This window comes from Paraburkholderia ginsengisoli NBRC 100965 (genome assembly GCF_000739735.1).
Classification (GTDB): Bacteria; Pseudomonadota; Gammaproteobacteria; order Burkholderiales; family Burkholderiaceae; genus Paraburkholderia; species Paraburkholderia ginsengisoli.
In genome coordinates this window covers 229,858-243,834 of sequence record NZ_BBJF01000011.1, presented here as the reverse complement: position 1 = coordinate 243,834, position 13,977 = coordinate 229,858, and the positions used below count along the sequence as shown (strand labels likewise).

Annotated in this window: 9 protein-coding genes; 6 read left to right on the top strand and 3 right to left on the bottom strand. The window is 60.6% G+C overall.

Annotated features, from left to right (window positions below; all coding sequences use genetic code 11):
• Window positions 1-34 precede the first annotated feature (34 nt).
• Window positions 35-787 (top strand): class I SAM-dependent methyltransferase, encoded by a 753-nt coding sequence (locus tag BGI01S_RS19675; protein ID WP_042327662.1) that lies wholly within the window; start codon window positions 35-37, stop codon window positions 785-787.
• Between the two features lie 76 nt (window positions 788-863).
• Here BGI01S_RS19675 and ppc read toward each other — a convergent pair whose 3' ends face one another.
• Window positions 864-4,151 (bottom strand): phosphoenolpyruvate carboxylase, encoded by a 3,288-nt coding sequence (gene ppc / locus BGI01S_RS19670; RefSeq protein ID WP_042327661.1) that lies wholly within the window; start codon window positions 4,149-4,151, stop codon window positions 864-866.
• A 465-nt stretch (window positions 4,152-4,616) separates the two neighbouring features.
• Between ppc and hemC the strand changes: the two genes are divergently transcribed.
• From hemC to BGI01S_RS19655, 3 genes are read left to right on the top strand one after another with little or no spacing between them, the layout of a single operon-like run.
• Window positions 4,617-5,636, top strand: coding sequence for a hydroxymethylbilane synthase (gene hemC, locus BGI01S_RS19665; protein WP_042327660.1), 1,020 nt, complete (start codon window positions 4,617-4,619; stop codon window positions 5,634-5,636).
• A complete protein-coding gene (gene hemDX, locus BGI01S_RS19660) occupies window positions 5,636-7,654 on the top strand; it encodes a fused uroporphyrinogen-III synthase HemD/membrane protein HemX (protein WP_042327659.1) in 2,019 nt (672 codons plus the stop codon). Before hemC ends, hemDX begins: the two co-directional genes overlap by 1 nt.
• Before the next feature lie 2 nt (window positions 7,655-7,656).
• Window positions 7,657-8,847, top strand: a complete 1,191-nt coding sequence (locus tag BGI01S_RS19655; RefSeq protein ID WP_042327658.1) for a heme biosynthesis protein HemY — start codon at window positions 7,657-7,659, stop codon at window positions 8,845-8,847.
• A gap of 148 nt (window positions 8,848-8,995) precedes the next feature.
• Here the strand turns inward: BGI01S_RS19655 and BGI01S_RS19650 are convergent, their stop codons facing one another.
• Window positions 8,996-9,400, bottom strand: a complete 405-nt coding sequence (locus BGI01S_RS19650) for a hypothetical protein (protein ID WP_042327656.1) — start codon at window positions 9,398-9,400, stop codon at window positions 8,996-8,998.
• A gap of 750 nt (window positions 9,401-10,150) precedes the next feature.
• On the opposite strand from BGI01S_RS19650, the gene BGI01S_RS19645 reads away from it, so the two are divergent.
• Window positions 10,151-10,465 carry a hypothetical protein gene (locus BGI01S_RS19645; RefSeq protein WP_042327655.1) on the top strand — a complete coding sequence of 105 codons (315 nt, stop codon included), beginning with the start codon at window positions 10,151-10,153 and terminating at the stop codon, window positions 10,463-10,465.
• Window positions 10,466-10,627: 162 nt separating this feature from the next.
• Here the strand turns inward: BGI01S_RS19645 and BGI01S_RS19640 are convergent, their stop codons facing one another.
• Window positions 10,628-12,400: an ATP-dependent nuclease gene (locus BGI01S_RS19640; protein ID WP_042327654.1), complete on the bottom strand. Its 1,773-nt coding sequence runs from the start codon at window positions 12,398-12,400 to the stop codon at window positions 10,628-10,630.
• Window positions 12,401-12,838: 438 nt separating this feature from the next.
• On the opposite strand from BGI01S_RS19640, the gene BGI01S_RS19635 reads away from it, so the two are divergent.
• Window positions 12,839-13,963, top strand: coding sequence for a hypothetical protein (locus BGI01S_RS19635; protein ID WP_157004232.1), 1,125 nt, complete (start codon window positions 12,839-12,841; stop codon window positions 13,961-13,963).
• The last annotated feature ends 14 nt before the right edge of the window (window positions 13,964-13,977 follow it).

Below are 13,977 nucleotides of genomic sequence, written 5' to 3'. Positions count from 1 at the left end.
TCCGCTGTTCCCAACCCATAACCGGAGCCTCCCCATGAAGCATCACGATCAGGTCGCCGACGCCTTCGGCTCGACCGCCGCCGCGTATTTGACGAGCCAAACCCATGCAACCGGCGCCGATCTGCGGATGCTGGCCGAGTCGATCGCCGCGACGCCGGACGCGACGGTGCTCGACATGGGCTGCGGCGCGGGCCACGCGAGTTTCGCGGTCGCGCCGCATGCGAAGGACGTGGTCGCCTACGACATCGCGCCGCAAATGCTCGCGACGGTCGCGGGCGCCGCGAAAGAGCGCGGCCTCGCCAACATACGCACGCAGCAGGGCGCAGCCGAAACGCTGCCGTTCGACGACCATTCGTTCGACTGGGTGATCAGCCGCATGAGCGCGCATCATTGGCACGACGTGCCGCTCGCGCTCGCCGAAGTGCGGCGCGTGCTGAAGCCGGGCGGCAAGGTGTTGTTCATCGACATCGCGGGCATCGATCATCCGTTGCTCGACACGCATATCCAGGCGATCGAGTTGCTGCGCGACGGTTCGCATATCCGCGATTACCGCGCCGACGAGTGGGTTGCGCTGTTTGCGGCAGCAGGCTTCAACGCGTCGATTCGCGAGCGCTGGCGCATCGATCTGGAGTTCAGTTCGTGGGTGGCGCGCATGCGCACGCCGGAGCCGCGCGTGGTGGCGATCCGCTCGCTGTGGGACAACGCGCCCGATGAAGTGCGGCAGTATTTCGACGTGCAGGCGGATCACTCGTTCAAGCTCGACGCGTTGATGATCGACGCGCAATAGTCGCGCAATAAAAAAACCGGGCGCGGCCATTGAGGCCACGCCCGGTCTTCACATCGAACCCGCACTCAGTCGAACATCAACCCGTATTGCGCAACCCCGCCGCAATCCCGTTGATACTCAAATGAATCCCGCGCCGCACGCGCGCATTGGTATCGCCCGCGCGATAACGCTTGAGCAGCTCCACTTGCAGGTGATTCAACGGATCGAGATACGGGAAGCGGTTCTTGATCGAGCGCGCGAGCAGCGGATTTTCCGCGAGCCGCTCGCTCTTGCCGGTGATCTCCGACAACACCTTCGACGTGCGCTCCCATTCGGCGACGATCCGCTCGAACACATGCTTGCGCAGCTTCTTGTCCGACACAAGCGCCGCGTAGCGCGACGCAACAGCGAGATCGGTCTTCGCGAGCACCATGTCCATGTTCGACAGCAGGTTCGAAAAGAACGGCCACGTCTTGTGCATTTTCTTCAGCAGCGCGAGACGGCGCGTGCGTTCGGCGTCGCTCGGCGCGCTGTCCAGATGCGCGGCCACCGCGCTGCCGAAACCGTACCAGCCGGTCAGCAGCAAACGGCATTGGCCCCATGAGAAGCCCCACGGAATCGCGCGCAAATCTTCGATCTTGCGCTGCTTCGGGTCTTGCAGCTTGCGCGACGCAGGCCGGCTGCCGATGTTCAGCTCGGCGATCTCCGCGATCGGCGTCGACTCGAAGAAATACTCCTTGAAGCCGGGCGTTTCGTAGACCAGCGCGCGATACGAAGCCATCGCCGCATCGGACAACTGCTGCATCGTTTCCTCGAAGGCGGGCAGTTGCTCGGGCGCGTTGCCGTGCGGCAGCAGCGACGCTTCGAGCGTCGCGGCCACCACCGTTTCCAGATTGCGTCGGCCGATGTCCGGATTGCCGAACTTGCTGGCGATCACTTCGCCTTGCTCGGTCAGGCGGATCTGTCCGTCGACGGTGCCCGGCGGCTGCGACAGAATCGCCTGATAGGTCGGACCGCCGCCACGGCCGACCGTGCCTCCACGTCCATGGAACAGGCGCAGCGTCACGCCGCGTTCGTTGAACAGCGACACCAGCGCAAGTTCCGCGCGATACAGCTCCCAGTTCGACGTGAGGAAGCCGCCGTCCTTGTTGCTGTCCGAATAGCCGAGCATCACTTCCTGCTCGTTGCCCTGATGTTCGATCAACCCATCGACGCCCGGCAGCGCGATCAGATCGCGCATGATGTGCGGCGCGTTGCGCAGGTCGGGAATCGTTTCGAACAGCGGGATCACCATCAGGCCCGCGCGAGCCGGATCGTTCGCATCGCCCAAGCGGCCGCGCAGCAGGCCGGTTTCCTTTTGCAGCAGCATCACTTCGACCAGATCGCTGACGGTCTCCGTGTGCGAAATGATGTAGTTGCGCACCGCGCGCGCGCCGAATTTTTCGCGCGTCACGCGCGCTTCTTCGAGCACGCCGAGTTCGCTCTTCACGAGGTCCGAGTATTCGCCGTACGGCAGACGCAGCATGCGCGGCTGCGCGAGTTCGGCGAGCAGCACCTTGAGCTTGTCTTCTTCGGAGAGCGCCGCGTAGTCTTCCTCGACGCCCGCACGCTTGAGCAGTTCGGCGATCACCGCTTCGTGGATGTCCGAGCTTTGCCGCAAGTCGATGCTCGCGAGATGGAAGCCGAACACTTCGGCGGCGCGCGCGAGCGGCGACAGACGCGGTGCGGCGAGCGGGGCGCCATGATGCTCGGCGAGCGAATCGATCAGCACGTGCAGATCGCGTTCGAATTCGGATGAGTCGTTGTACGGCGTCGCGCGGATCGGTGCCGCGCCACGGCCCGCGCTGCGCAACGGCACCGTGCCTTCGCCCAGACGCACGCGCGCGCTCGCGGCGAGTCGCGTGTAGATGCCGATCAACGCGCGGCGATACGGTTCGTCGGTGCGGTGCGGCGACTGGTCGGGCGACGCCGCCGCGAGTGCCTTCAGCTCGTCGCTCGCGCCGGCCAGCAGGTTCGACACCGACAACTCCGCGCCGAGCTTGTGCACCTGCTCCAGGTAGTGCTCGAAAATCACCGCGGCCTGGCGCGTGATCGCGTTTTCCAGAGTTTCGGCGGTCACGTTCGGATTGCCGTCGCGGTCGCCGCCAATCCAGCTACCCATCTGGAAGAACGGCGGCAGGCGCGCTTCGAGGCCGTGTTCCTTCAGCGCTTCCTCGATGTCCGCGTACAACGCCGGGATTTCTTCAAGGAACGTCGCGCGATAGAACGACAGCGCGTTTTCGATTTCATCGGCGACGGTCAGGCGCGAGTCGCGCAGCATCCGCGTTTGCCATAGCGACGTGACGCGCGCGCGCAGCATCGCTTCGTTATGCGCGCGTTCGCGGTTGGTCAACTGCTGGTCGCGCTCGGCGAGCAGACGCGCGACGTCGTGCTGCGCGTCGAGAATGCTCTTGCGCTGCACTTCGGTCGGGTGCGCGGTCAGCACGGGGACGATCAGCGCGTCGTTGAAGAACTGTTGCAACACGGGCGTGGCGGCTGCGCCCGCTTCGACGAGCCGCTCCAGCGCATGGGCGATCGTGCCCGGCTGTGAGGTCGAGCCGGCCAGCGCGTGAATGCGGTGACGCCGGTTGCGGTGACGGTCTTCGGCGATATTCGCGAGATGCGAGAAGTAGCTGAACGCGCGCACCACGCTGACGGTTTGCTCGGGGCTCAGCGAGCGCAGCTTCTTGTCGAGCGTTTGCGCGGCGGCGCTGTCGTCCTCGCGACGGAAACGCACGGCGGTCTGACGGATCGTTTCGACGACGTCGAATACCTCGTCGCCTTCCTGCTCGCGCAGTACGTCGCCGAGCAGGCGTCCGAGATAGCGGATGTCCTGGAACAGCGGATGGTCTTTGTCTTCGCGCGTGCGACCGTTGGTTTTCGGCGCGGGCGTGGCGGTGTCTGCGGACACGGCTTGCAGCTTCGGCGTCTTCGCAACTTGCGGCGCGGCTTCGGCTTCGGCTGTAGCGACGACCTTGATCTTCGGCGACGCAGCCTTGGCTTTCACGGCTTGCGCCGAGCGTGCCGCTTGTGCGGCCTTGGCCGGCTTCGAAGCAGAAGCGGAGCTTGCGGCCTCTGCCTCCTTATCGGCTTTACTCGTCTTCACTGCCTTGTCGGCCTTGACGGACGTGGAAGTCTTCGAGGCCTTGGAGGCTTTCGCAGCCTGAGCGGGCTGGGCTTTCTTGCTGGCACGTTGAGCGCGTTGAGCGTGGTCGGCGGGTTCGACGGCTGTCGTCGATGCAGCGTCGATGGTGGCGGAAGCCGAGGGCGCAGCGGCGTCGGCCGCTTGAGCGTTGGGCGATGCGGTGTTGCGGCGGGCAGGGCGCGCCGATCCGGAAGACGTCACGATGGGTTTCCTCAGGGAAGCCAGGGTCTGTTAAGTGATGAACTGCTACTGCGGAACTGCACTTGGAACTGCAACGTGAACTGCACGAAACCTGGACGAACGGTAGAAGCCGATGGCGCAACGCCGGAGAGGGGGCCGCGTGAATCGCGACGTACTGCGCGCAACGCACTGCGCGAACCGCACGGGACGCGGCCGCCGAGTCCGTCACGCACAACGCACAGCCATGCACGCATGCAGACGACGCACGTTGCGCCGCACTGCATCATCCCGCATGCGGAGGCACGGTGCGCGAACGACCGTGCGTGAACATGACGGGACAGGGCACGCGCGTGTTGCGCGAAGCCCGTCTCCTCCATCGATACCGCGCCGGCACGGCGCTCCGGTGTGCCTTGCGATGCAAGGAAGACGCGGAAGCGCGTGCTAACATTGATTGTTATTACATCCCGTCATTCGATCAGCAAGCTAATGAACACCGAGACGTTTTCCACGCCACCCCACACGCTTGTGATTGCGTCGCGAGAAAGCCGACTTGCCATGTGGCAAGCGGAGCATGTGCGATGTGCGCTGCACAAATTATATCCATCTTGTGACGTAAAAATCCTCGGAATGACGACACGCGGCGATCAAATTCTCGATCGCACTTTGTCGAAAGTCGGTGGTAAGGGTCTGTTCGTGAAGGAGCTCGAAGCCGCGCTCGCCGATGGCCGCGCCGATCTCGCGGTGCACTCGCTCAAAGACGTGCCGATGGAATTGCCCGAGGGCTTCGCGCTGTCCACCATCATGGAGCGCGAAGATCCGCGCGACGCGTTTGTCTCGAACGAGTACGACACGCTCGCCGCGTTGCCGGAGGGCGCGGTGGTCGGCACATCGAGCCTGCGTCGCGAGGCAATGCTGCGCATGCGTTATCCGCATCTCGAAGTGCGGCCTTTGCGCGGCAATCTGGATACGCGTCTGTCGAAACTCGATCGCGGCGATTACGCGGCGATCATTCTGGCTGCGGCTGGCCTGAAGCGCCTGGGTCTCGGCGATCGCATCCGTGCGCTGCTCGATCCTGAGGACAGCTTGCCCGCAGCGGGGCAGGGCGCGCTCGGCATCGAGATTCGCGCCGATCGCGCGGATATGGTCGCGTGGCTCGCGCCGTTGCATCACGAACACACGGCGGCTGCGGTCGAAGCGGAGCGCATGGTGTCGCGTGCGCTCGGCGGCAGTTGCGAAGTGCCGCTCGCCGCCTACGCTAGCTGGCATGACGGCGCGCTGCATCTGCGCGGCATCGTCGCTACGCCCGATGGTCAACGCGTGTTGAGCGCGCAGGCGTCGGCGCCCGCGCCGACCGTCGAACGTGCGCTGGCGCTCGGCCAGGAAGTGGCGAGCGCGCTCGAACAGCAAGGCGCGATGGACATCGTGCGTGCGCTCAGCACCGCCAGCGGTCCCGCCGCCGCATCCCATGCCGGCGATGCAGCGGACAGCGCGGCGACCGGCGCGTGATGGCAGCCGACATCCCAGGCAACGCGACTTCCTCCGCCGTCATGGTGGCGTTCACGGTCGTGATTACGCGACCGGCCGGTCAGTCGAGCGAACTGATCCGGCAACTCGACGCCGCTCGCTTCGACACGCTCGAATTCCCGCTGATCGACATTGCGCCTGTGGCAGACGATGCCCCGTTGCGCGCAGCGCTCGCGTCGCTCGAACGCTACGCACTGGTGGTGTTCGTCTCGCCGAACGCCGTCGATCACGCGTTCGCGCTCCGCGACGGCATCTGGCCGCATGCGTTGCCGGTCGGCGTGGTTGGGCCGGGCAGCGTGCAGGCGCTCGCGCGCCACGGCGTCGCGGCCCCGGCGCATCAGGTCATCAGCCCCGCCTCCGCCAACGACGACGAAGCGACGAGCTTCGACTCCGAAGGCCTCTTCGCGGCCATCGAAGCGTCGCTCGGCGCGACGGGTCTCGACGGCAAGCGCGTGCTGATCGTGCGCGGCGACGGCGGCCGCGAATGGCTCGCCGACCGTCTGCGCGAAGCGGGCGCTGAAGTCGAAGCAGTCGCCGCGTATCGCCGCCTCGTGCCGGAGCCGTCGATCGGCGGCTGGGCGCGCGTGCACGCGTTGCTCGCGGGCGCGCCGCATGCGTGGCTGCTGACCAGTTCCGAAGGCGTGCGCAACCTGCACGAACTCGCGCAGGAGCATCTGACCGCCGACGAAATCGTGCAGCTCAAACGCGCGACGCTCGTCACGCCGCATCCAAGAATTGCGCAGACCGCGCGGGCATTGGGTTTTGATAGGATTACGGTGTCCGGTGCGGGCGACGAGCGCATTGTCCGCGCGCTGCTTGCCGCCGTTCCGCCCGTAGTTCAACCGGTACCGTCCAACCCGGCTCAATCACCGGCTAAATCACGCATGACTGAAACGAACGAATCCAAGAACGCTTCTCCCCAGCCGGCCGCGAGCACCCCGTTGCCGCCGAACCAACCCTTCACGCCCTACGAAGCGCAAAAGCGCCGCAACGCGAGCATGCCGCTGTTGTGGTTCGTGGTGGTGATCCTCGCTTGCGCGGTGGGCGTGGCGGGCTTTGCGCTGAACCGCAAGCTGGAGCGCACCGAGCAGCAACTCGCGCAGCGCCAGCAAGCGAACGACACCCAGGCGAACGAACTGCGCATCAAGATCGAGCAGGCGCTCGCGACCGTGCATCAGGCGGATTCGCAGGTCGCGCAGGTGACCGGCAAGCTCGCCGATACGCAAGCCGCGCAGCAAGCGCTCGAACAGCAATACACGGACCTCGCGCGCAATCGCGACGACTGGACGCTCGCCGAAGTCGCGCAGATGCTGTCGGCCGCAAGCCAGCAGTTGCGGCTCACCGGCAACACGCAGCTCGCGCTGTTCGCGCTGCAAAGCGCGGACACGCGCCTCGCCGCGTCGGACAGCACGCAGGCGGTCGCGGTGCGCAAGGCCATCGCGCTGGACATCGACAAGCTGAAGGCCGCGCCGTCCACCGACCTCACCGGTCTCGCGATCAAGCTCGACAACGCGATCGACCACATCGACGACCTGCCGCTCTCCGGCGACGCGCCGATCCCGCACGCGACGCCGCGCGCGGCCACGTGGGCCGACACCGAGAAGGTGGCCGCGGCCACCGGCAAGCCGCGCTGGGAAGTGTGGTTGAAGGAAGTGACGACCGGCATCGGCGATCAGTTGACGAGCCTCGTGCAGGTGCGCCGTATCGATAACGCCGACGCGATGCTGACCACGCCCGATCAAGGCTACTTCGTGCGTCAGAACGTGAAGCTGCGCTTGCTGTCCGCGCGACTCGCGCTGCTCTCGCGCAACCAGACCACGCTGAAGTCCGACCTGCAGGCGGCGCAAAACGCGCTCACGCGCTACTTCGACAGCTCGTCGAAGCAAACGCAGACCGTGATCGATCTGGTCAAGCAGGTGGATGCGGGTTCGGCCGCGGTTGAATTGCCGAATCTGGACACGAGCCTGCAAGCCGTCAATCAATACCGGAGCCGAGGTTAATCATGGCGATCCGGGGACTTCTATGGCTCGCGTTTCTGTTCGCGATCGCGGTGGTGCTGGCGGTGGCGGGGCGCTTCGACACCGGGCAGGTGCTGCTGATCTATCCGCCGTACCGCGTGGACATTTCGTTGAATCTGTTCGTGGTCGGGCTGGTGGTGCTGTTCATCCTGCTGTATGCGCTGTTGCGCATCATCCGCAATATCTGGCGCATGCCGCAGCGCGTGGCCGCGTACCGTGCGCGCTCGCGTGTCGCGAAGGCGCACGCCGCGCTGCGTGACGCGATCGGCAACCTGTACGCGGGACGTTTTTCGCGCGCCGAAAAAGCCGCGAAGGATGCGCTCGCGAACGGCGACAACAAGGGCGCGGCCGGTTTGATCGCGGCCACGGCCGCGCATCGGATGCATGAATATGCGCGGCGCGACGAATGGCTCGCGAAGATCGACGAAGCCGACTGGCAGGACGCGCGCCTGATGGCCACCGCCGACATGCGCGCCGACGGCCGCGACGCGGACGGCGCGTTGACCGCGCTGACCGAAATGCAGTCGCAGGGCGCGCGGCGCATTCACGCGCAGCAGATCATGTTGCGCGCGCAGCAGCAATTGAAGAACTGGGGCGAAGTGCTCAAGCTCGTCAAGACGCTGGAAAAGCGCGAGGCGATTCATCCGGCGGTGGCGGTGCGTCTGCGTCAACTGGCGGCGGAGAACCTGTTGCGCGACCGGCGTCATAACGCGGATGCGTTGCTGGAGTTGTGGAATTCGCTGTCGGCGACCGAGCGTCATTCGCCGCGTCTTGCGGATCTCGCGGCTGAATTGCTGGTGGCGCTGAATCGGCCACAGGAAGCGCGCAAGATTGTCGAGGAAGCGCTCGCGCAGAATTGGGACGCGCGGTTGTTGCGGCGTTATCCGGATACGACGGCGGGGGATGCGTTGCCGCTGATTCAGAAGGCTGAGGGGTGGCAGAAGGATCGGCCGGAAGATGCGGATTTGATGTTTGCGTTGGGGCGGTTGTGCCTGCATCAGCAGTTGTGGGGGAAGGCGCAGTCGTTCCTTGAGCGTGCGTTGAAGCTGGCGGATAACGAGACGTTGCGGATTCGCTCGCATCGGGCGTTGGCCAGGTTGCATGAGCAGCTTGGGGATAGCGATAAGGCTAGTCAGCATTATCGGGAGAGTGCGTTGGCTATGAATATTGTTTGAGGGGTGGGTGGTGGTGCGTCGGGCGTTTGTGATTGTTGGCGTACTGCTTTGAGCCTCTCGAAGCGTTACTCGATGGCCGCAGCTTTTGCTGCGGCCATTTTCATTTGTGCTGGCGGGTGGCTGTTGCGGATGGGGCTGATTGGATCGCTTAGTGCGGGGCAGGGGACGGGTGCTGCTGCACAGCGGTCGAGGTCGCTTTGGCGCTCTGCGATGCTTCAGCCAGCAAGTTCGCCGCGTGCTGCGCGGTGAGGTGGCTGCGCGGGACGCCCTTCGCGTCGAGTGCAATCACCTGGAACAACTCGCGGTCGCATTCGAGTTCCTGCTGATACTGCTCGGTGGTGTCCAGCAGCAATTCGAGTAGCGTTTGACGGCGCTTTCTTTCGTCGCTCGTAAAAGCAGGATTTCTAACTATTGAGGACGCGAGTGTAATCAAGGTGTTCAGTTGACCCACCTGCCGGTCGCATAAATCGAACGCGGATAGGGCAAGCTTTTCGTACTGGAGTGCGTCGACTGGCGGACGTGAAGCCGGTTGATTTTTGATGGACCTGGGCATGGATGCGATCTCCCTGTTGCATGCTGGGGAGCCCGGACACCTGCTTCGCTTGGGAAGGGGTGAGCGGGCACATGATGAGGTTGACAGACCGGCGTTCCAACATCCCGGCGAGCCTTGCGGCTCCCCCACCACAGCCCGCCCATTGAAATATAGACGTGCAGCGATAGACGCACGACCCGCCTGGGCGGGTGTGCGGTTGGAACGTCAGGCTGTCAAACCTGGTCGCTGGGTGTTTCCCGACGACTTGGTAATTATAAGGGAGTAGGTCTATCTCGGATTTAATCTTGGAGGCTAAATGTTAGAGTTGGCCGATCGGACAAGGCGGAGGACTGAAACCTACTCACAAGAGACAACCAGCGTTATACCTATGGGACGTTTTCAAGGCCACCTCTACGGCGAGGTCGCTCGCTAACTCATCAGCGAATGGAGTTTCGCTGAAATTCATGGTGACTCCGGGTTTGTGAGCCTTCACTAGCCATCGTTCGAGCGTGAACCGCACTACATCGAATATTCGCGTATGACAAGTTTTCCGTTGCGAAAATAGTGCAGTAGTTGCACCCCGCCGCCGCACAGCTTCGTGTCTGTATCGATAAGCTGGCAAACTAACGCGTGTCGGGGCAAACGTCTGTACCTTATAAACTTTGGACGGCACGTCTTTCATTTTGTGTGAAAGATCGAAGCGTTTGAGCATAAGCTCCGACAGACGAACAAAGCGCGGTACAACAGCAATCAACGATTGGAATATGATCTATGCACCTTAGCTCTCTCACAGTACTTGCGTTCTACCTGAACGGCGCAGTGGATGCAGGCAAGCAGACTAGCTTTGAAGAAATCTACAGCCAGATAGAAGCCGGAACTATCTTCGAATACCTGAAACGCAACGTTGAACGGATCGATCTCAGCATGCTGACGGCGGCGGATCGAAAAGAATTGGTCGAAGAGTGGCAACGGATCGCGAATGCCGTGGACCCCCGGCGCAAGCTTGCTGTGGAGAACAACGGCTATTGCTTACTGCTGGCTTATGTAATTCAGGGCATTCAGCAACGTGCGGAACCGAAGGAGTGACTTGCGTCGTGGCCATTCGAATACTACACACGCGATGAGCACTAGCCCCAATAAACCTCCGCTCCGCCGCTTCGCTAGCTGACCGCTTCGACATCGACTCCGCATCCTTTAGCGTATGCGGACGAGCGGGGTCCATTGGGCGCCTCAATCTCCACTCTTTGATCAGGCGCGCAGCCATGCCATTGCATCACATACTGACTGGTAGTCTGGAATAGCTGCTCTATATACTTCATCTTCAAGACCAGCCAAAAAAGCTCTTTGGGCTGTACTAGTCTTTGCTATCCCAAGGTGAGCCTCAATTGCGCCCTTTGTCCATATCCATACGCCGACGGCTTTCAATTCCTCATGGAGCCTTGCGATGCAGGGAATCGCGTTGGCATGCCTCGCAAGTATCTCAAATGCAGTGGCAGCCGGGACTCCATTGTGTTTAGTGGGAAGCCCATCCTGATCTAACGCAATTTCACCGACGTCCTTCAATTCAACGAGAATCGCCTTGCAGGCGGCAAGGTCGGCGTGTGCCGGATCGAGGAGACCTTTGATTGGAGCTATTCTGAATGCAAAATCTAAATCGACGATCGACTTGCAGGGCACTCCCATTGCCTTGAGAACTTTCATCGTATCGGGGATATTGGGTGTGCCTCCTATATCCACTAAGCCAATTTTGTCCTCGTCGGGCGTAACCCCAAACGCGTCAAGAAACGTTGCGGGTAGGATGGTACGTTCGGTCTTGCCCTCCGTGATCACAACACGCTCAGAAAATAAGATTTTGCTGGAATTGGAGAGGGCGAAGAGCGCTTCCGATTGATGATCTGCACCATCGATAGCCTCCATCACAACGTCCTTGATTCGGGGATAACATTTCGTCCCACCCGCAGCGCTTTTGCGGATCAGGAGAGTGTTCGGCGCATCTGAGCGCGAAATCATATTCGCCGAATGCGTCGTGAAGATTACTTGATAGCCGTCCCCGGCTAAGCGACGCAAGGCTACACGCACAACTTCTATTGCCTGAGGGTGCAGGTAGAGCTCTGGCTCATCAATGAGGAGAAGAGTTGTTCTACCTGGATTTCCTCCTCCCGCCCTTCGAACCTCAGCTAGGCACTTGATGAGTGCTATCTGGATTGAGCGCTGCGTGCCGTGCCCGAATGACGAGACATCACGACCTTCTGGATTATCGTATCCTTCTTCGAAAATCCTGATCGTGGCTGATTTCATAAAATCAGCGAACTCCGGCACCGGTATGTGAGTCTTTGCCGAGACTCCCGGGAATAGCTTTGACAGTTCGCCCCGGATACGTCCATCAAGATCAACCAGAGTTTCATCTTTCTCCGCAGCATTGGCGGATAGTCTTCTTCCAATCTCATGTAGTGCCTCAGCAACGGCGGGCGAGTGCCTGTCGATGACGGGCGTCATGATCTCTTTTAAGAGTTTGCCGATTGTCGTGCCGGTGCCGAACTTTGCTACATCCTCAGTCGCGTTCTCCATCGCGCCGATGAAGATGGGATCAGGAAATAGGGCGCTGATTGCCGCGTCGATACCTGCCGGATTCACTACCCATTCGTCTTGGCCGTTTTCCCGCCTAAGCACCTCGAAGCGTATTGCCGCAACCGGCTGACCGGGCGTCGTTTGAGTACGCCTAATGCGTATAAGACCATCCACTACCAACGGCTCGATGCGCCCCCGATGAGCGTTGCCGATCGCGTCTAGGACCTCAACCGTTATTCCGGATATTTCCGCTTCAACAACGACTGCCTGGTCTAGCAGATGAAAATCTTCTGCGGGAAGGCTGGATCTCTTTATGATCCAGCCAACGGCCCGAATAATGTTCGTCTTACCAGCATTGTTGTAGCCAACCAAAGGCGTGTAGTGTGAAAGTGGGAATGATCCGTCAGATATGGATTTAAAATTTCTAACTAGAACATCTGAAATGTGATGCATTCATCCCTCCGGTTGTTATTGATCGATTACACCGTCATACGTAAGAGATTTCAATGAATTTCTTCGTTTTTCGTGCTAGTAGTCATGCGAAGCGCATCTTATGCAGGTCTTCCCGACAAAAAGTGCTCTGGCAGACTCGAATGTCCGGTCGCATGGGAACGGGAGGCGTACTTCAGACGTGTCCCCGCCATGCTGAATGCGGGACCGAAATGGCGGTTAAGCTTTATACTCAGGACATTAAAAGTGCCAAGGTTGTGGATGTCTCCATCTGTTCCGGATTTTCGGGCAACACCAGCGCGTCGATCATTCACTGGCGGATGACCATCCTCACAAACTACACGTTCCGAACGTTTAAAAAGATGGCGCCTTGCACACGGTGCTTGGTAGCTTGGTTTTGAGCGTATTTTTGACAACTACGAATATCAAAAAAGGCCAATCTTGCCAGACCATGATTTAGGACGAACAGAATTCGTCAAATACTACAAGATGTTTAAGGAAGGCGTATCTTTGGCGAAAGATGCGTTTGACATGTGCCTAAAGGCCGCATTCGTTTTTCTATTCATACCCGCCGGGTTTCTCTGGGTGTTCCTAAAGCATATTGGCTGGACTTCTCTCTTTCTGCCGGCACTCCTGTCCGTGCAGGGGCTCATCGCGCTTCTGCTCGCGGCGTTGTTGTTCTTCTCTCTGCTTCTTTTTTTACTTTGCGCCCCTTCTTTGTTCCTCTTCGCAGCGGTAGTTTGGGGGCAAAGCAACGGTGCGCAGCCGTGGGCGCGCAGGATTATTGTTTTTACCGTCGTCGGATGGTTGGCCGCAATCATCGTCAGCTCTTTCGGGACCGAACTCTGGGTGCTTTGCTTGGTGGGATTCACCTTTGTCTGCTGCATGTTGTTGTCTTGGTGGGCTCGAATTCGTAGTGAACGACTGAAGTCTCAGAAGTTTTGGAAAAAGCTCGGCGGTTCAGTAGTCTTTTCCGTGGTCGTTACGTTGGCGTCACTAGCCATCTGCATCCCTTTTCTAACCTTGGCGGGGTTAGTCGGTCCACTCGATACCGATAGGAAGGCAACCTACGGCTTGGCGGTTTTGGTACCGCTTGCGCTTGTAGGCTACATACCGGGCCTGATTGCTTTTTCAACGAGCAGAAAGCAGGCGTTATCGCACACGATCAAGTCGATGCTGATCGGTTTCGGAGTTCCGGCTTACGCGCTATTTTTTTGGCTGGCCACCTTCACGCCCGGGATGTCAACTAAGGCATTGAGCATGGTTGGTGTGGTTCAATCAGTTCCGACTCTCTTTATGGTAACGAAGCCTGAACTAACGCAACAGTTAGCGTCGGTCGGGATTCACCCAGTTAGCAAAGATTCACTGATATTTAAAGAATGGGTGAGATTCACATTTGGTGACATCAAGTTGGTTTGCACGAGCCGCTACGATCCAAACGAGGCTGACATTACGGAGGCGTTTGAATCTCGTTCGGAGTCTCGAAACAGCGCCACTGAGGCGGGGCTTGCCGCCGGAAAAGGCTGCATCTCACTAAAAAACGACGAAGTCAGACCTATCAGTTAGATAACAAGTGAACG